Here is a 15102-nt window from a genome sequence, read left to right on the forward strand (position 1 = left end):
AGCAAGCACAATAGGTTGATTATTCTCCCGCGCCTTCGCTGAACCTAGACTTCAAGCCATGAAGTTTTGGAGACTTCGAAGGAAAGGGAGAAACATGACTGAATTTGAAAAGACCGAGGGCGTATCTCGTCGTGCGTTCCTGAGCGGCGCTGCGGCCTTCGGCGGCATTCTGGCTGCCGGCGCGCTGTCCGGCTGCGCACCGACGGCAACGAACGCCTCGACGGACGAGGCTCCGTTGGCCGACACCGGCGAGACCGCCGAAGAGGCCAAGAACGTTGCCGAGACCATTGATTGCGACATTGTCGTGCTGGGCGCTGGCTGGTCGGGCCTAGCCGCAGCGGTCGAGGCCATGGAGTCCAACGTGAACGTCGTCGTGCTCGAGCGCGCTGCCACCTATGGCGGTACCGGCATCTTCACCGAGGGCATGTTCGGCAGCGGCAGTTCGCTGCAGAAGGCCGCCGGCGTTCCCGACTACGATGTGCGCGACATGATCGCTGAGGAGCAGGAGTACGCTCACTACTTCACCAACTACTGGCAGTACGAGGAGTTCTTCGGTACTTCGGGCGAGAACGTCGACTGGATGGTCAACCATGGCGTCGAGTTCGGCGAGATCGATAACTACCAGGGCATGGGCAAGTTCGACTGCTTCCACTGGTGGAAGGAGCACAACGGCCAGCAAGCTATGGACTGCCTGGCCAAGGCTCTGGAAGATGGCGGTATCAACGTTCGCTACAAGACTTCTGCCACCGAGCTCATCATCGAGGACGGCGCCGTAAAGGGCGTGTACGCCCAGGAGGACGGCTCCAAGGACTACCTTCAGGTGAACGCCAAGGCCGTTATCATCTGCACCGGCGGTGCGGCGGGCGATCTGGAGCTTATCGCCGAGAAGATGGGCATTGACACCACCTTCTCCGCCTCTACCACGGGCCAGGACTCCACTGGCGACGGCTACCGCATGGCCATGCAGGCCGGTGCGGGCACCCGTTCCATGTGCGTGCTGCAGAACTCGTACGTCTACGGTGCCGGCGAGGCGCTCAACGGCTGTGCTACGCGCCACTGCCTGTTGGCCGTGAACAACAAGGGCCGCCGCTTCATGCGCGAGGATCTTCAGCAGGAGATCGACCTGAACATCGCCACGAACTGCATCCGCACCCAGGGTGCCGTGCATACCATCTTCGACTCTTCCATGGTGGATCTGTTCGAGAAGGGCAGCGGCGTGTACGTCGACTACATGTTCGGCCCGGGCATCGGTGCCAACCTGGAGGGCCTGCAGGACGAGATCGACGGAGCTATTGCCGACGACGCCGGCTCGGTGTTCAAGGCCGACACGATCGAGGAACTGGCTTCCCAGATGGGGCTCGACCCCGCTGTGCTGGCTGAGACCGTGAGCAACTACAACGGCTACTGCGAGGCTGGCAAGGACGACGAGTTCGGCACCGATCCGACCTACCTGAAGCCCGTGGCCACCCCGCCTTTCTACGCGGCTCGCATCGACTTCCAGATCATCAAGTCCATCGGCGGCTACAAGCTCAACGAGGACATGCAGCTGGTGTCCGCCACGCAGCAGGTCATCCCGGGCCTCTACGGCGCCGGCATGGACGGCTGCGCCATCTTCGGCGACACCTACAACATCGCCGTATGCGGCGGCAACTCCGGCTATTGCTGCTACTCGGGCCGCAAGGCCGTGCAGAGCGCCATCAAGGAGCTGTAAGCCGAAGCTGCGATTCGCAACCAATTCGAGGGCCTCGCAGGCGCCCGCCCCTCCCTCCCTTATGGGTGCCCGCCAAGGTCATAACCTCTTTGCCCCGCCTCCCCCTGGCGGGGCTTCTTTTTTGCTAGGTTGGCTAGGCTAACGGCTTCTCGCCGCTGATGACGGGGAAGGTCTGGGCAATGTCGCCCTCGATGGCAATACCGCTCTTGATAGAGCCGTCCACCTCAGCGCTGTCGTAGTTCATGCGAATGAGCGGGCTTCCCGTCTGCTTGGCGATGCGCTCGAAGGGCATGCGAATCCACACCGGGGTGTTCCAGCCCACGCCCAGCTCTAGAAGAAGCGTCTTCTTCTCGGGGATCTCCGACACGAACTCCCGGTAGCGCTTCTCGGCGGCGTACCAGTCGTCGGTCTGCACGAAGGAGTCGTCCACGCGCAGATGCATGTTCATCGGCGCCCCGCACACGTCGCAGGTGGGTACCAGGCTCGCGTCGGTGATGCGGGTACGCTTGCCATGGTCGGTGTCCTCCTCGATGCGGGCGAACAGCTCAGCGTCCTCGCGGATGCCGTGCTGGCCGGTGATGCACTGGATGTGGGCGTAATCGCCCTGGGTGGCGAAGATGCGCTCCGGGTCGAAGCCGGCCTTAAAGAACTGCATATCGGCGTTAGTGGTGATAACGAAGTAGTCGCGGGTGCGCGCCCACTCGTAGATCTCCTCGTAAAGCGGCTGGGCGACGAGCCCCAAGTTGTTCACCGTAGCGTGGTGCGCCCAGTAGGCCCAGCGGTCTTCCTCGGTGGGGAAGGGGTAGAAGCCTGCCGAGTACATATCCGTCATGCCGTAGCGCTTGATGAACGAGGGGAACGTCTCTTGGAAGCGCTGGCCGCCGTAGTTGATGCCGGCGGCCGTGGACAGTCCGGCGCCGGCGCCGATGAGCACACGGTCGGTCTCGGCCATGACGGCGCGGGCGCGCTTCAGGGCCTCTTCGCGCTCTTCGGGGGTTTGCGGGCAGGGCGGGGTGGAGAAAAAGGGAAGCATGGGAATCCTTTCGCATAAGGGCGGAGGGGGAGAACGGCTCGCTTTCCAGAAGCGAGCCGTTCCTTACAGTTCGAGCAAGCGGCGGTAGAGCATCTCGTCGGTTTCGCCGAAGACGTTGAACACGACGATAAGCGATGATTGGGGGTGCTCCTGGAACCAGTCGCGTACGACGCTCACGGCAATGGAGGCTGCCTCGTCCTGAGGGAAGCCGAACACCCCGGTGGAGATACAGCAGAAGGCCAGCGAGAGGCAATCGTGGGCATGGGCTGTGTCCAGGCAGGCGCGATAGCTTTGGGCCAGCTGGCGGCGGTGCGTATCGTTGGGGCGGCCGTTGGCGATGGGTCCCACGGTATGGATGATGTGCTTGGAGGGAAGGTTGTAGGCCGAGGTGATCTTTGCGTGCCCGGTGGGCTCCTCGTGGCCCTGGGCCTCCATGATACTGTGCATCTCGGCGCGCAGCTGAATGCCGGCGTAGGTGTGGATGGCGTTGTCGATACAGTAGTGCAGCGGCTGCCAGCAGCCGGTCATGCCCGAGTTGGCGGCGTTCACGATGGCGTCCGTGCCCAGCGTGGTGATGTCGCCGCGCCAAAGCCGCAGGCGGCTGTCCAGGGGGCTGCGCTCGGCGTCGGCCACGGTGGCAACGCCTGCTTCCTCGATGAGGCCCTCCAAAAGCTCGTCCTGGGCCACCAGGAAGTCAGCCGCGGCCGGCCACGGGGGACGCACGTTGACCAGGGCGCGGAAGGCCAGCCACAATGATTCGAAGTCGGCGTTCGGGTTGCTCAACGTGCGCGTGATATCCGCCGGGGTCCAAGCGCCATGGCTCTTCGCCTCGTCGGCCAGATATCCTGCCAAGGTGCGTACCAGCTCCATTTTTCGTTCGTATCTCACGGGAAACCTCCTTTGCGAGAAGGGGAGAGGCGGATGCGCCGCATGTCGCGCATGGGTCTGTCCGTTCAATTACCAGTCCCATAATAATTTGTAATTGTTGATATTACAAATGTGATGCCGTACCGTCAACGAATCGAGCGCACCTTGTTGCGGGCGGCTCTTAAGGGGCACCTCCCCACGCCAGGAGAAGCTTTCAGCCGGGTTTCAGCTTTGCTGATATTTGTTGAAAACTATATCCCCGGCAGGGTGAATCAAACGACCATAGGATAATTTGTAAAATCAACTATTACAAGATCGGATTCGGCCCTTCCGCTTCCTTGGGAGGCGGCGGTCGGTCCCCTCTCAGAAAGCAGGTTCCCATGAGAATGAGACTTGTGCCGGCCAGCGCCCTGGCGTGCGCTCTGGCGTGTGGCGCCCTGGTGGGCTGCCAGGCAACCACGGTCGACAATCAGGCTGCTCCGGCTGCCGAGCAGCCCAGTGCGGATGCCGCCTCACTTTGGAGCCAGGTGGATATGAGCGCCTGGCACTTCAACGCCGACCATAACGTGTATTGGCAAACGGGCATTGCCTACTGCCAGAACCCCGCCGATGCCTCTGCGGAAACCCTGGGGCTTTTCGTGCCGGCCGCCTACTTCCAGGCTACCGACAACGGGGACGGCACCTACACCTGCACCCTGAACGAGACGGGCGCCGTCGGTGACTTCACCGCCGCCACCGCTCCCATCGTACTGCCGGTGGAAACGCCCGGCTATATGGCCATGGCGGCTCCCACCGACTACGTGGAGAGCACGGCAACCTACACCGATGCGGGCTTCGTCTACGTCTATGCCGGATGCCGCGGTCGCGAGGCCGGTGCTCCGGCCGGCGTCACCGACCTGAAGGCGGCCATTCGCTATGTGCGCAGCAACGAGGGAACACTTCCGGGCGCCATGGACCGCATCTTCAGCTTCGGCATGAGCGGCGGCGGCGCTCAGAGCGCGGTGCTGGGCGCCTCGGGCAACAGCGCCCTGTACGATCCGTACCTCCAGGCTATTGGGGCCGTGGAGGGGGTAAGCGACGCTGTCAACGGCGCCATGTGCTGGTGCCCGGTTACCAGCCTCGACACGGCCAGCGAGGCCTACGAGTGGAATCTGGGCTCGACGCGCACGGACCTCTCCGACGAGGACCAGGCCATTTCCGATGACATGGCCGAGCAGTTCGCGCTCTCGCTCAACGCCCTGGGACTGAAGGACGAGAACGGCAACGTGCTCACCCTCGAGAAATCCGACGAGGGCGTCTATCAGTCTGGCAGCTATTACGAGTATCTGAAGAAGGTTATCGAGCAGTCCCTCGACAACTTCCTGGCGGACACCACCTTCCCCTACACGGTGCAGGAGAAGGGCAAGGGCGGCTTCGGCACCTTTGACGGCAACGGACCCGACGGCGACGGCCCTGACGGCGCCTTCCCCGGGCCCGATGGCGATGGGAACTTCGGCGGCCCGAACGGCCAGGGTGGTAAGGACGGCCAGGGTGGCAAGGACGGCCAGGGCAAGGGCGATTTGCCAGCCATTGACGGCGAGAAGCCGACCCGCGACGGCCGTGGCGATCCGAATGGCACGGGCGGCACCGGCGCCACTGATGGCAACGGCGACACCGAGGGCGAGGACTTCGCCGCCATGGACAACATCGCTCGCATGGACAACGCCGGGGGCATTACCCTGTCGGGCACCTACGACACGCCTCAGGATTACATCGACGCCCTGAACGCCGACGGCACCTGGGTAACCTATGACGCCAAAACCAACACGGCCACCATTACCAGCATCGCCGACTTCACTAAGGCGCTCAAGCGCGCCTCGAAGACCCTGGGAGCCTTCGATGCCCTCGATGAGTCCCAGGGCGAGAACGTGCTGTTCGGCGACGGGGACGGCGAGGGCGATCACTTCGACGCGCTCATGGCAAAGGTGCTGGAGGGCACCGAGTATGCCGATGCCTACGCCCAGGATTTGACGCGCACCGACGCGCTGGGCACGTCGGTGGACACCCGCCTGAACATGTACAGCCCGCTCTATTACCTGGCCTCTACTTCCGAGGGGTACCATACCTCCGAAGTGGCCAAGTTCTGGCGCATTCGCACGGGCATCAACCAGGGCGATACGGCCCTCACCACCGAGGTGAACCTGGCGCTGGCCCTTGAGAACGACGGCGCCGATGTCGACTTCGCCACCGTGTGGGGCCAGGGGCATGTCAAGGCCGAGCGCACGGGAGACTCCGACGAGAACTTCATCGCCTGGGTGAAGGAGTGCGTACAGTAAGGACGAGGAACCCTTTCTCCTCCGCTCGTATAACAGCCTGTCTCGACGGCCCGGCTCTTCGAAGAGCCGGGCCGCTTTCGTGCTGATCGCGGCTCTTTTGTTGCAAGACGATGGCGATGCGAAGATGTTGACGCGCGAAGAAGTCGCAACTGGTAAACTTAAGCGCGATCATCAGGTTTGGCGGGCTCGACCTCGCCATCGCATTCAGGGGAGGCGCTTATGCTTCACGCCCACGACGAATCGGTTCGTGCCCATCTGCTGGAAGGCGGCTTTGGGCTTGAGAAGGAAAGCCTGCGCATCGACGGAGGCGGCTTTCTGGCCCACACGCCCGCTGACTTCGCCGACGACGTTCACATCGTTCGCGACTTTTCCGAGAACCAGGTGGAGGTGAACACACCGGTATGCGGCACCGTGGCCGAGGCCATGCAATCGCTGGAGTACTACAACGAGAAGGTGCAGCGTGCCTTGGCCGAGGCGCAGTACCACGAACTGGTGTGGCCCTTCTCGAACCCGCCCTATATTCTGAACGAGAAGGACATCCCCATCGCCCAGTACTACGGTGACCAGGCGGACAAGACGGAGTACCGCGAGTACCTGTCCGATCGCTACGGCCGCTACAAGATGGCCTTCTCGGGCATTCACATCAACTACTCCTTTGGGGAGGAACTGCTGCGCGCCGACTTCGCCCTCACTGGCGGCGACGACTTCGACGCCTACCGCGACGAGCTCTACGTGCGCCTTGCCGAGAACTGCGTCACCTACGGATGGATCCTCACGGCCGTCATGGCAGCCAGCCCGGTCATGGACTCCTCCTACGTGGAGAAGGGCAAGATCGGCGGCGACTTGTTCCAGGGCCTTGCCACGGTGCGCTGCTCGGAGTTGGGCTACTGGAACTTCTTCGCACCCATCCTCGATTACTCGAGCCCCGCGGCCTACGCGGCCTCCATCCAGGACTACATCGATCGCGGCATGATTCGCTATCCCTCCGAGCTCTACTATCCCATCCGCCTCAAGAATTTCGGTCCCTACAGCCTGGAGGGGCTCAGCCAGGGCGTCAGCCACATCGAGCTGCGCATGGTGGATCTGAACCCGTTGGTGAAAAGCGGGCTGGATGAGCGCGATGTGCTGTTCAGCCAGCTGTTCTTGGTGTGGGCCGCTTCCATCGAGGGCCCGCGGCTTTCGGCGAAGGATCAAGTGCAGGCGGTGCAGAACTTCAAGAACGCGGCCCACTACGATCTGAAAACCGTGAAGATCGTCATGCCCGACGGCAGCGCCCATTCGGTGGTAAAGGCTGGCAAGAAGATCATCGACGCTATGGATACGTTCTACGCCGACTTCGGCAGCGTGGTTCACGACTGCCTGGCCTTCCAGCGCCAGAAGTTCGAGGATCCCCATACGCGCTACGCCTGGAAGATTCGCGAGGAGTACGGCCAGGGCTTCGTGGCCCGCGGCCTGCAGCTGGCCCGCAAGCGCCAGCGCGAGTACCTGGAGGATTAGCGGTATCCGCCGCTCTTTCGGCGAAGGGTCGGTGCGCGCCCTCGCGAAGCCCCGCGTTCTCGTGTATGGTGTGATAAAGCGAGAAGTTGGCAGAGCGGAGGCGCCATGGCATTCGTTGAATTTCACGACGTAAGCAAAATCTATCAGATGGGCGAAGTGGAGGTGGCCGCCGTGCGCGCCATGGACTTCACCATCGAACGGGGCGAGTTCGTGGTCATCGTCGGCCCCTCCGGCGCCGGCAAAACCACGCTGCTCAATATGCTGGGCGGCATGGATCGCTGCACGGCGGGCACCATCATGCTCGACGGCAGCTTCGTCAGCTCCTACGACCCCAAGCGCCTGACACTCTATCGGCGCTACGATATCGGCTTCGTCTTCCAGTTCTACAACCTGGTGCAGAACTTGACGGCTCGTGAGAACGTCGAGCTGGCCTCGCAGATTTGCAAGAACCCCCTGGATGCCGACGCCACCCTCGATGCGGTGGGCTTGGCCGATCGCAAGATGAATTTCCCCGGCCAGCTGTCGGGCGGCGAGCAGCAGCGCGTGGCTATTGCCCGTGCGCTGGCGAAAAACCCCAAGCTGCTTTTGTGCGACGAGCCCACGGGTGCGCTGGACTACCAGACGGGCAAGGCCATCCTCAAGCTGCTGCAGGATACCTGCAAATCGACGGGCAAAACGGTCGTCGTCGTCACCCATAACACGGCCTTCACCGCCATCGCCGACCGGGTCATTCATGTGCGCGAGGGGTCGGTGGCCGCTGTCGAGGTGAACGAGAATCCGCTGTCCGCGGAGGTTTTGGAATGGTAGCGGCGGTCTTCGTCCGCGCGGTGCGTTCGGGGAAGGCGAGGTGCGGCCATGAGCGCTTTTAACAAGGACATCGTTCGCTCCATCCGCCATTCCCTGGGCCGTTTCGTTGCCATTGCCGCCATTGTGGCCTTGGGTGCGGGCTTTTATGCCGGCCTGCGCATGACGGCGCCCGACATGAACTTGGCGGCCGATGCCTATTACGACGGCACGGCCCTCATGGATATTCGCGTGGTGTCCACCATGGGACTTACCGACGAGGACATCAATGCCCTGCGCCAGGTGGACGGCGTCTACGCCGTCATGCCCGCCTACCAAACCGACGTGCTGGCCACTTTGGGCGACGAGCAGTACGTTATGCGCGTGCACTCGCTACCCGAGGGAGCTGCGGCCAGCTATCAGGCCGATGCCGCCACGGTGGCTTCCGATGACCGCAGCTACCTCAACCGCCTCGAGCTGGTGGAGGGGCGGTGGCCTGAATCGGCGGGGGAGTGCCTCATCTTCAACGATCGCGTGATGAGCGCCCCGGCGGACATCGGTGATGTGGTAACCGTCGACGCCGGCGTCACCGCGGTGGAGGACACGCTCAAGCGCACCGAGTTCACCATTGTGGGCAAGGTGCATTCGCCGCTCTACGTCAGCTCGACGGCCATGGGGCCTACCACCATCGGCTCCGGCACCATCGAGCAGTTCATGTACATTCCCGCCGATGACTTCGATGACGACGTGCCCATTTCCGAGGCGTTCGTCGCGGTGAAGGGCGCGCGCGAGCTTGACAGCGCAAGCGACGCCTATCAGCAGCGCATTGACAAGGTGACGGCGGCCATCGAGGCCATCGCCCCCGAGCGCGAGCAGGCGCGCGTCGCCAGCTTGCAGGAAGAGGCGCAAAAGGAGCTCGACGAGAAGCGTGCCGAGTACAAGAAGGAAAAGGCCAAGGTCGAAGCGGAGCTAGCCGATGCGAAGGCGAAGCTCGAGGACGCGCGGGCCGACATTGCCGACGGCAAGAAAGAGCTTGAGGAGGCCCAGGCAACTCTGACGGAGAACGAGGAGAAGCTGGCCGAGGGCCAAAAGGACTACGACGAGGGCGTAGCCGAGCTCAAGAAGCAGCGGGCCGATGCGGAGGAGAAGTTCGCAAAAGCTCAGGAGACCATCGACGAGAACCAAAAGAGCGTTGACGAGGCCGCAGAGCGCTTGCCCGAGCTGCAGAGCTCCCTGGCGCAGCTGGAGGCAGCGTTGGCGGCTCCGGGCCTTCCCGACGAGCAAAAGACCGCCCTGGAGGCGCAGAAATCCCAGGTTGAGGCCGGTATCGCCGAGGTCGAGCAGGGGCAAGCCCAGCTCAAAGAGGCCAAGGCCGAACTGAAGGCCCAGCGGGCGGCGGCCGAGAAGCAGTTCGCCGCGGCCCAGAAGAAGCTCGATGCGGCCAAAAAGCAGCTTGAGACCGGTCAGAAGAAGCTCGATGAGGGCCGCGCCGAGTACGAGAAGGGCAAGGAGGATCTTGCCAGCGGACGCGGCGAATACGAGGACGGCCAGGCAGAATACGACGAGAGTGCCGCCAAGGCCGCCGACGAGCTGGAGCGCGCCGAGAAAAAGCTCGAAGACGCCCAGCATGAAATCGACGACCTCAAGGCGCCCGAGTGGCTCATCATGGACCGCACGAAGAACAGCGGCGTGGTCAGTTTCGAGGCCGATGCCGAGCGCATCGACTCCATCGCCTCGTTCTTCCCGTTCATCTTCTTCTTAGTGGCGGCGCTGGTGGCCCTCACCACCATGACGCGCATGGTGGATGAGGAGCGCGCCCTTATCGGCACCTATAAGGCGCTTGGCTATGGTCGCTGGCGCATCACGTCAAAGTACCTCGTCTACGCCGCGGCTGCCTCCCTTCTCGGCAGCGTAGTGGGCATTGCGGTGCTCTCGCAAGTGCTGCCGTGGGTCATCATGGAGGCGTACTCTATCGTGTACTTCGTGCCCCGCGGAGCCATGCCCGTCAACTGGCCCCTTGCCTTGGCGGCCACGGGGCTGGGCGTGGGCGTCACGTTGGTGGCCACTTGGGCGGCGGTGGCCGCCACCCTGCGCGAGACGCCGGCGGCGCTCATGCTGCCTCGGGCGCCGAAGGCCGGCAAGCGCATTCTGCTCGAGCGCATTCGGCCCCTGTGGCGGCACCTCTCCTTCTCGTGGAAGGTGACGCTGCGCAATCTGTTCCGCTACAAGAAGCGCCTCGTCATGACCGTTATCGGCATTGCCGGCTGCACGGCGCTGCTGCTGACGGGTCTGGGGCTGCAAAACTCCATCAACGACATCATCGACGTGCAGTACGGCCAGTTGGTGCACTACAACGTGGTGGTGTCGGGCGATGAGGACGCCACCACGGGCGAGCGCGAGAAGGCCGATGCGCTGCTGGCCGACGAGACGACGGTACGCCAGACGGCCCGTGCCACGGTCGACGCCATGATGGCCCTCGGCTCCGATGGCACCGAGGTGATGACCACGGTTGTGGCGCCCGAGGACCCAGCCGCCTTTGCCTCGCTGTGGACCTTGCGCACCCGGTCCGCCCAGCGCCCGGTGACGCTTTCCGACGGCGGCGTGGTGCTCACCGAGAAGCTGGCGAGCCTGTTGGGGGTGAAGCCTGGCGACAAGGTGCGTTTCGCCGAGCAGGACGACATGGGTAACGCTACCGACACCACCTACACGGCTCCCGTGGCAGCGGTGGTAGAGAACTACGTGGCGAACTACGCCTTTATGACGCCGGCGGTGTACGAGCGCACCTTCGGAGAGGCCGGCGCCAACCTGACGGTTTACGCCTCGGTCACCGAGGACGAGTCGACTCAGCAGGCGCTCAGCGAGGCGCTGCGCGACACGGGCGCCGTGGAGACAGTGGCTTTCAACGAAGAGGTCATCAGTTCCTACAAGAAGATGCTGCGCTCGGTGGACATGGTAGTTATCGTGCTGGTGGTGGCTGCGGCGGCGCTGGCCTTCATCGTGCTGTACAACCTGACGAACATCAACATCACCGAGCGTGCGCGGGAAATTGCCACCCTGAAGGTGCTCGGCTTTTTGCCACGCGAGGTGGACGCCTACATCTTCCGGGAAATTGCCCTGCTCTCCCTCATGGGAGCGCTGCTGGGTCTGGTGCTCGGCGTGGTGCTCGAGGGTTTCGTGGTCACTACGGCCGAGGTGGACCAGGTTATGTTCGGCCGCACCATTCACGGGCTCAGCTTTGTGGTGGCCTTCGTCCTCACCATGGTGTTCACCTTGCTGGTCACCCTGGTGATGCGTCCGAAGCTGGCCCACGTCGACATGGTGGAGAGCCTAAAGAGCAACGAATAGGCGGCCGAGAGCGCGCTCCTTTAAGCGGCAAGACAATTATGGGCTTCCCTGGCTGTGCGACGGGGGAGCCCTTTGCTTTGCTACAATAACGCCCGAACTATCGGGTGCGTCGCACCCCCCCTTCAACCTGTGAGGAGAACCTGACCCATGCAAGTAACCGAGAAGAAGATCGCCGACGGCATCATTCGCCTTTCCTGCGAAGCTACCGCCCAGGAAGTGAACAACGCCCTGCGCGAGGCCGGCGAGGCCTTTGCCCAGTCCATGGGCGTGCGTCTGCAGCCCGGCAAGACCGTGGACGAGTGCGTTAAAGAGGCCCTGGGCATCACCGATCTGGACAAGGTCATCGAGGCCAATGCCATCGAGGTGCTGGTGCCGCGCGCGCTGGATCGACGCAACCTGGTGCCGGCGTTTCCGCCGAAGGCCACGCCGTCCCAGAAGTTCGAGCGCGGCAAGCGCTTCGCCTTCACCATGGACGTCACCGTCAAGCCTACCTACGAGCTGAAGTCCTACGAGCCCGTCGAGGTGACGGTGCAGCCCTTCGCCTTCGACGATTCCGTTATCGACCAGCAGATCGACGAGCTGGCCCATCGCTATACCGCTTACGTGACGGCCGATCCCAAGCCCCTGGCTGCGGGCGACGCCTGCGAGATTGCCATGACCATCTCCCAGGACGGCCAGGAGATCAAGGCGCTGTGCACCGAGGGCCGCACCTATGTGATGAGCCAAGGGTTCATGCCCGAGGGCTTCGACAAGGAGCTCATCGGCATGGAGCCGGGCCAGACCAAGGAGTTCTCCTTCGAGGCCCCGCAGCTGAACGAGGCCGGCGAAGAGGTTATGCAGAAGCTCGACTGCAAGGTTACCGTGAAGGAAGTGCAGAAGGAGGCCGTACCTGTCATCGACGACGCCTGGGTGAAGGCAAACCTGCCCGGCATGGAGACGGTGGAGGCCCTGCGCGCCGACATGCGCCGCGTGTTCGAGGCGCAGCAGCGCGAGGGCTATCAGAACTACGTGCAGCAGATGGTGCTCTCGCAGCTGGCGCGCCGCTTCGAGGGCCGCATTGCCGACGAGATCTACGAGGCCACCCGCAACCAGCTCATGCAGAACCTGCAGATGGAGCTGCAGCAGCAGGGCATGGACTTCCAGCAGTTCGTGGCGGCTAACGGCGGCGAGCAGCAGTTCGGCATGATGCTCATGATGCAGACCCGCGAGGTGCTCGTCCAGGGCTTCTGCCTCGACGCGGTGTACCGCCACGAGCGCATGACCCTTACCGATGCCGATCTGGACGCGGCCTGCCTGGCCATGAATCCCCAGGGCAATCCCAGCTACCTGCGCCAGCAGCTGGAGGCCGCCGGCCGCGGCTTCGCCCTGCGCGAGACAGCCGAGCGTAACAAGGCCCTGCGCTTTGTGGTGGAGAAGGCCGTTATCACCGAGCAGGAGCCGGAGGCTCCCGCCCCGGCAGCCGAGTAGCCGATAGCGTTTTGGGGCGGTCGGCGTTGCCGATCCGTTCCCAGCTAAGCACGATGAACCGAAGGGCGGCTGCGGGCCGCCCTTCTTTGCAGGGGCCTCGACCCCGGAAAGGCGTCTTCCTGTGACGAAGCCCTCCAAGAAATCTTCGACGAAGTCTCATCGGTCGGGAGCGAAGAACCCTGTCGCGAAGGGCGCCGCTGCCCCGAAAGCGACGAGCTCTCCAAAGAAAGGCAGTGTTGTGAGGGCGGCTAATGCCGCGCGGAAGGCCGGCGCCTCTGCCGCGCCGCTTTCGGCGTTTCTGCCCACCACGCGGGCCGAGGCGGACGCGCGCGGGTGGGGCCAACTTGACTTTGTCTACGTGTCGGGCGACGCCTACGTGGACCACCCCTCCTTCGGGCCGGCCATCATCACGCGGGTGCTGGAGTCCCATGGCTACAAGGTGGGCATCATCGCCCAGCCCGATTGGAACGATCCGGCTTCCGTGGCCGTGTTCGGCGAGCCGCGCCTGGGCTTTCTGGTGTCGGCCGGCAACATGGATTCCATGGTGAACCACTACACGGTGAACAAGAAGCGCCGCCACGAGGACGCCTACACGCCGGGCGGCGAGGGCGGCAAGCGCCCGAACCACGCCGCCGTGGTGTACTCCAACCTCATTCGCCGCACTTTCAAGAAGACGCCCATTATCCTGGGCGGCATCGAGGCGAGCCTGCGGCGCTTGGCGCACTACGATTACTGGTCCGACTCCCTCAAGCGCTCCATCCTGATGGACTCCGGTGCCGACCTGGTGTCCTACGGCATGGGGGAGCGCTCCATCGTGGAGATTGCCGACGCGCTGAACGCGGGCTTGGCGGTGTCCGACCTGACGTTCATTCCCGGCACGGTGTACAAGACCCGTTCGCTGGAGCATGTGGTGGACTACGTTATGTTGCCGTCTTGGGACGAGGTGTCTTCCAGCAAGCGCGCCTTCGCCGAGAGTTTTGCCGAGCAGTACCGCGCGAGCGACCCCATTACGGGCAAGCGCCTGGTAGAGGCTTATCCCCACGATGTGTACGTGGTGCAGAACCCGCCGGCGCTGCCCTTAACCACCGCTGAAATGGACGCGGTCTACCGCTTGCCCTACGCACGCACCTGGCACCCTTCCTATGATGCCGCCGGCGGCGTGCCCGCGTTGGCCGAGGTGAAGTTCAGCCTCACCAGCTGCCGCGGGTGCTTCGGCGAGTGCTCGTTCTGCGCGCTCACGTTCCATCAGGGGCGCATTGTCACGGCGCGATCCCAGGAATCATTGCTGGACGAGGCGCGGCTCATGATCGAGGACCCCGACTTCAAGGGCTACATCAGCGACGTGGGCGGCCCCACGGCGAACTTCCGTGCTCCGGCTTGCGCCAAGCAGCTGAAGGCCGGCGCGTGCACCGACAAGCGCTGCCTGGGCACCAGCCCCTGCAAGGCTCTGCGCGCCGACCATCGCGACTACGTGGGATTACTGCGCAAGCTGCGGAAGCTGCCCGGCGTGAAGAAGGTGTTCGTGCGCAGCGGCATCCGCTTCGACTACGTGCTGGCCGATCCGGACCCCAAGCAGACCTTCCTGCGCGAGCTGACGGAGCACCATGTGTCCGGCCAGCTGCGCGTGGCTCCCGAGCACGTGTCCGACCCCGTGCTGGCCGCCATGGGCAAGCCCCCGCGGGCGGTGTACGATCGCTTCTGCCAGGCCTTCGAGGATATCAACCGCGAAGTGGGCAAGAAGCAGTACGTGGTGCCCTACCTTATGTCGTCGCACCCAGGCAGCACGCTGAAAGAAGCGGTGGAGCTGGCCGAGTACGTGCGCGACATGGGCTTCAACCCCGAGCAGGTGCAGGATTTCTACCCCACACCTTCAACGGTGTCCACCTGCATGTACTACACGGGCCTCGACCCGCTTACTATGGAGGAAATCTACGTGCCGCGCACGCCCCACGAGAAGGCCCTGCAGCGCGCTCTCATCCAGTACCGCAACCCCGCCAACTACGACTTGGTGCGCGAGGCCCTGGTGAAGGCCGGCCGCACCGACCTCATCGGCTGGGACGAGAAAGCCCTCATCCGCCCCAAGC

At 63.6% G+C, this 15102-nt stretch carries 9 protein-coding genes; 7 read left to right on the forward strand and 2 right to left on the reverse strand.

Annotation, left to right across the window (positions count from 1 at the left end; translation table 11 throughout):
• The first annotated feature begins 94 nt into the window (after nucleotides 1-94).
• Nucleotides 95-1711, forward strand: coding sequence for an FAD-dependent oxidoreductase (locus QZ307_RS03665; RefSeq protein WP_295996022.1), 1617 nt, complete (start codon nucleotides 95-97; stop codon nucleotides 1709-1711).
• Nucleotides 1712-1844: 133 nt separating this feature from the next.
• Here the strand turns inward: QZ307_RS03665 and QZ307_RS03670 are convergent, their stop codons facing one another.
• Together QZ307_RS03670 and QZ307_RS03675 are read right to left on the reverse strand one after the other, a co-directional pair.
• The gene (locus QZ307_RS03670; protein ID WP_295996024.1) at nucleotides 1845-2744 is read right to left on the reverse strand and encodes a Sir2 silent information regulator family NAD-dependent deacetylase; all 900 of its coding nucleotides are present in this window, start codon (nucleotides 2742-2744) and stop codon (nucleotides 1845-1847) included.
• 63 nt (nucleotides 2745-2807) lie between these two features.
• Nucleotides 2808-3632: a protein-ADP-ribose hydrolase gene (locus QZ307_RS03675; protein ID WP_295996027.1), complete on the reverse strand. Its 825-nt coding sequence runs from the start codon at nucleotides 3630-3632 to the stop codon at nucleotides 2808-2810.
• Nucleotides 3633-3991: 359 nt separating this feature from the next.
• On the opposite strand from QZ307_RS03675, the gene QZ307_RS03680 reads away from it, so the two are divergent.
• The 6 genes from QZ307_RS03680 to QZ307_RS03705 all read left to right on the forward strand — a co-directional run.
• Nucleotides 3992-5926, forward strand: a complete 1935-nt coding sequence (locus tag QZ307_RS03680; protein ID WP_295996028.1) for a subtype A tannase — start codon at nucleotides 3992-3994, stop codon at nucleotides 5924-5926.
• A gap of 219 nt (nucleotides 5927-6145) precedes the next feature.
• On the forward strand, nucleotides 6146-7423 hold the full coding sequence (locus QZ307_RS03685; RefSeq protein ID WP_295996030.1) for a hypothetical protein: 1278 nt from the start codon (nucleotides 6146-6148) through the stop codon (nucleotides 7421-7423).
• Nucleotides 7424-7528: 105 nt separating this feature from the next.
• Entirely contained in the window at nucleotides 7529-8230 is a 702-nt protein-coding gene (locus QZ307_RS03690; RefSeq protein WP_295996033.1) for an ABC transporter ATP-binding protein, read from the forward strand.
• A gap of 48 nt (nucleotides 8231-8278) precedes the next feature.
• The gene (locus QZ307_RS03695) at nucleotides 8279-11551 is read left to right on the forward strand and encodes an FtsX-like permease family protein (RefSeq protein WP_295996035.1); all 3273 of its coding nucleotides are present in this window, start codon (nucleotides 8279-8281) and stop codon (nucleotides 11549-11551) included.
• A gap of 147 nt (nucleotides 11552-11698) precedes the next feature.
• Nucleotides 11699-13018, forward strand: coding sequence for a trigger factor (locus QZ307_RS03700; RefSeq protein WP_295996040.1), 1320 nt, complete (start codon nucleotides 11699-11701; stop codon nucleotides 13016-13018).
• A 238-nt stretch (nucleotides 13019-13256) separates the two neighbouring features.
• A partial coding sequence (locus tag QZ307_RS03705) for a YgiQ family radical SAM protein (protein ID WP_295996043.1) occupies nucleotides 13257-15102 on the forward strand: 1846 nt, incomplete at its 3' end.

Origin of the sequence: uncultured Adlercreutzia sp. (assembly GCA_910585575.1) — a bacterium.
Taxonomy (GTDB): domain Bacteria; phylum Actinomycetota; class Coriobacteriia; order Coriobacteriales; family Eggerthellaceae; genus Adlercreutzia.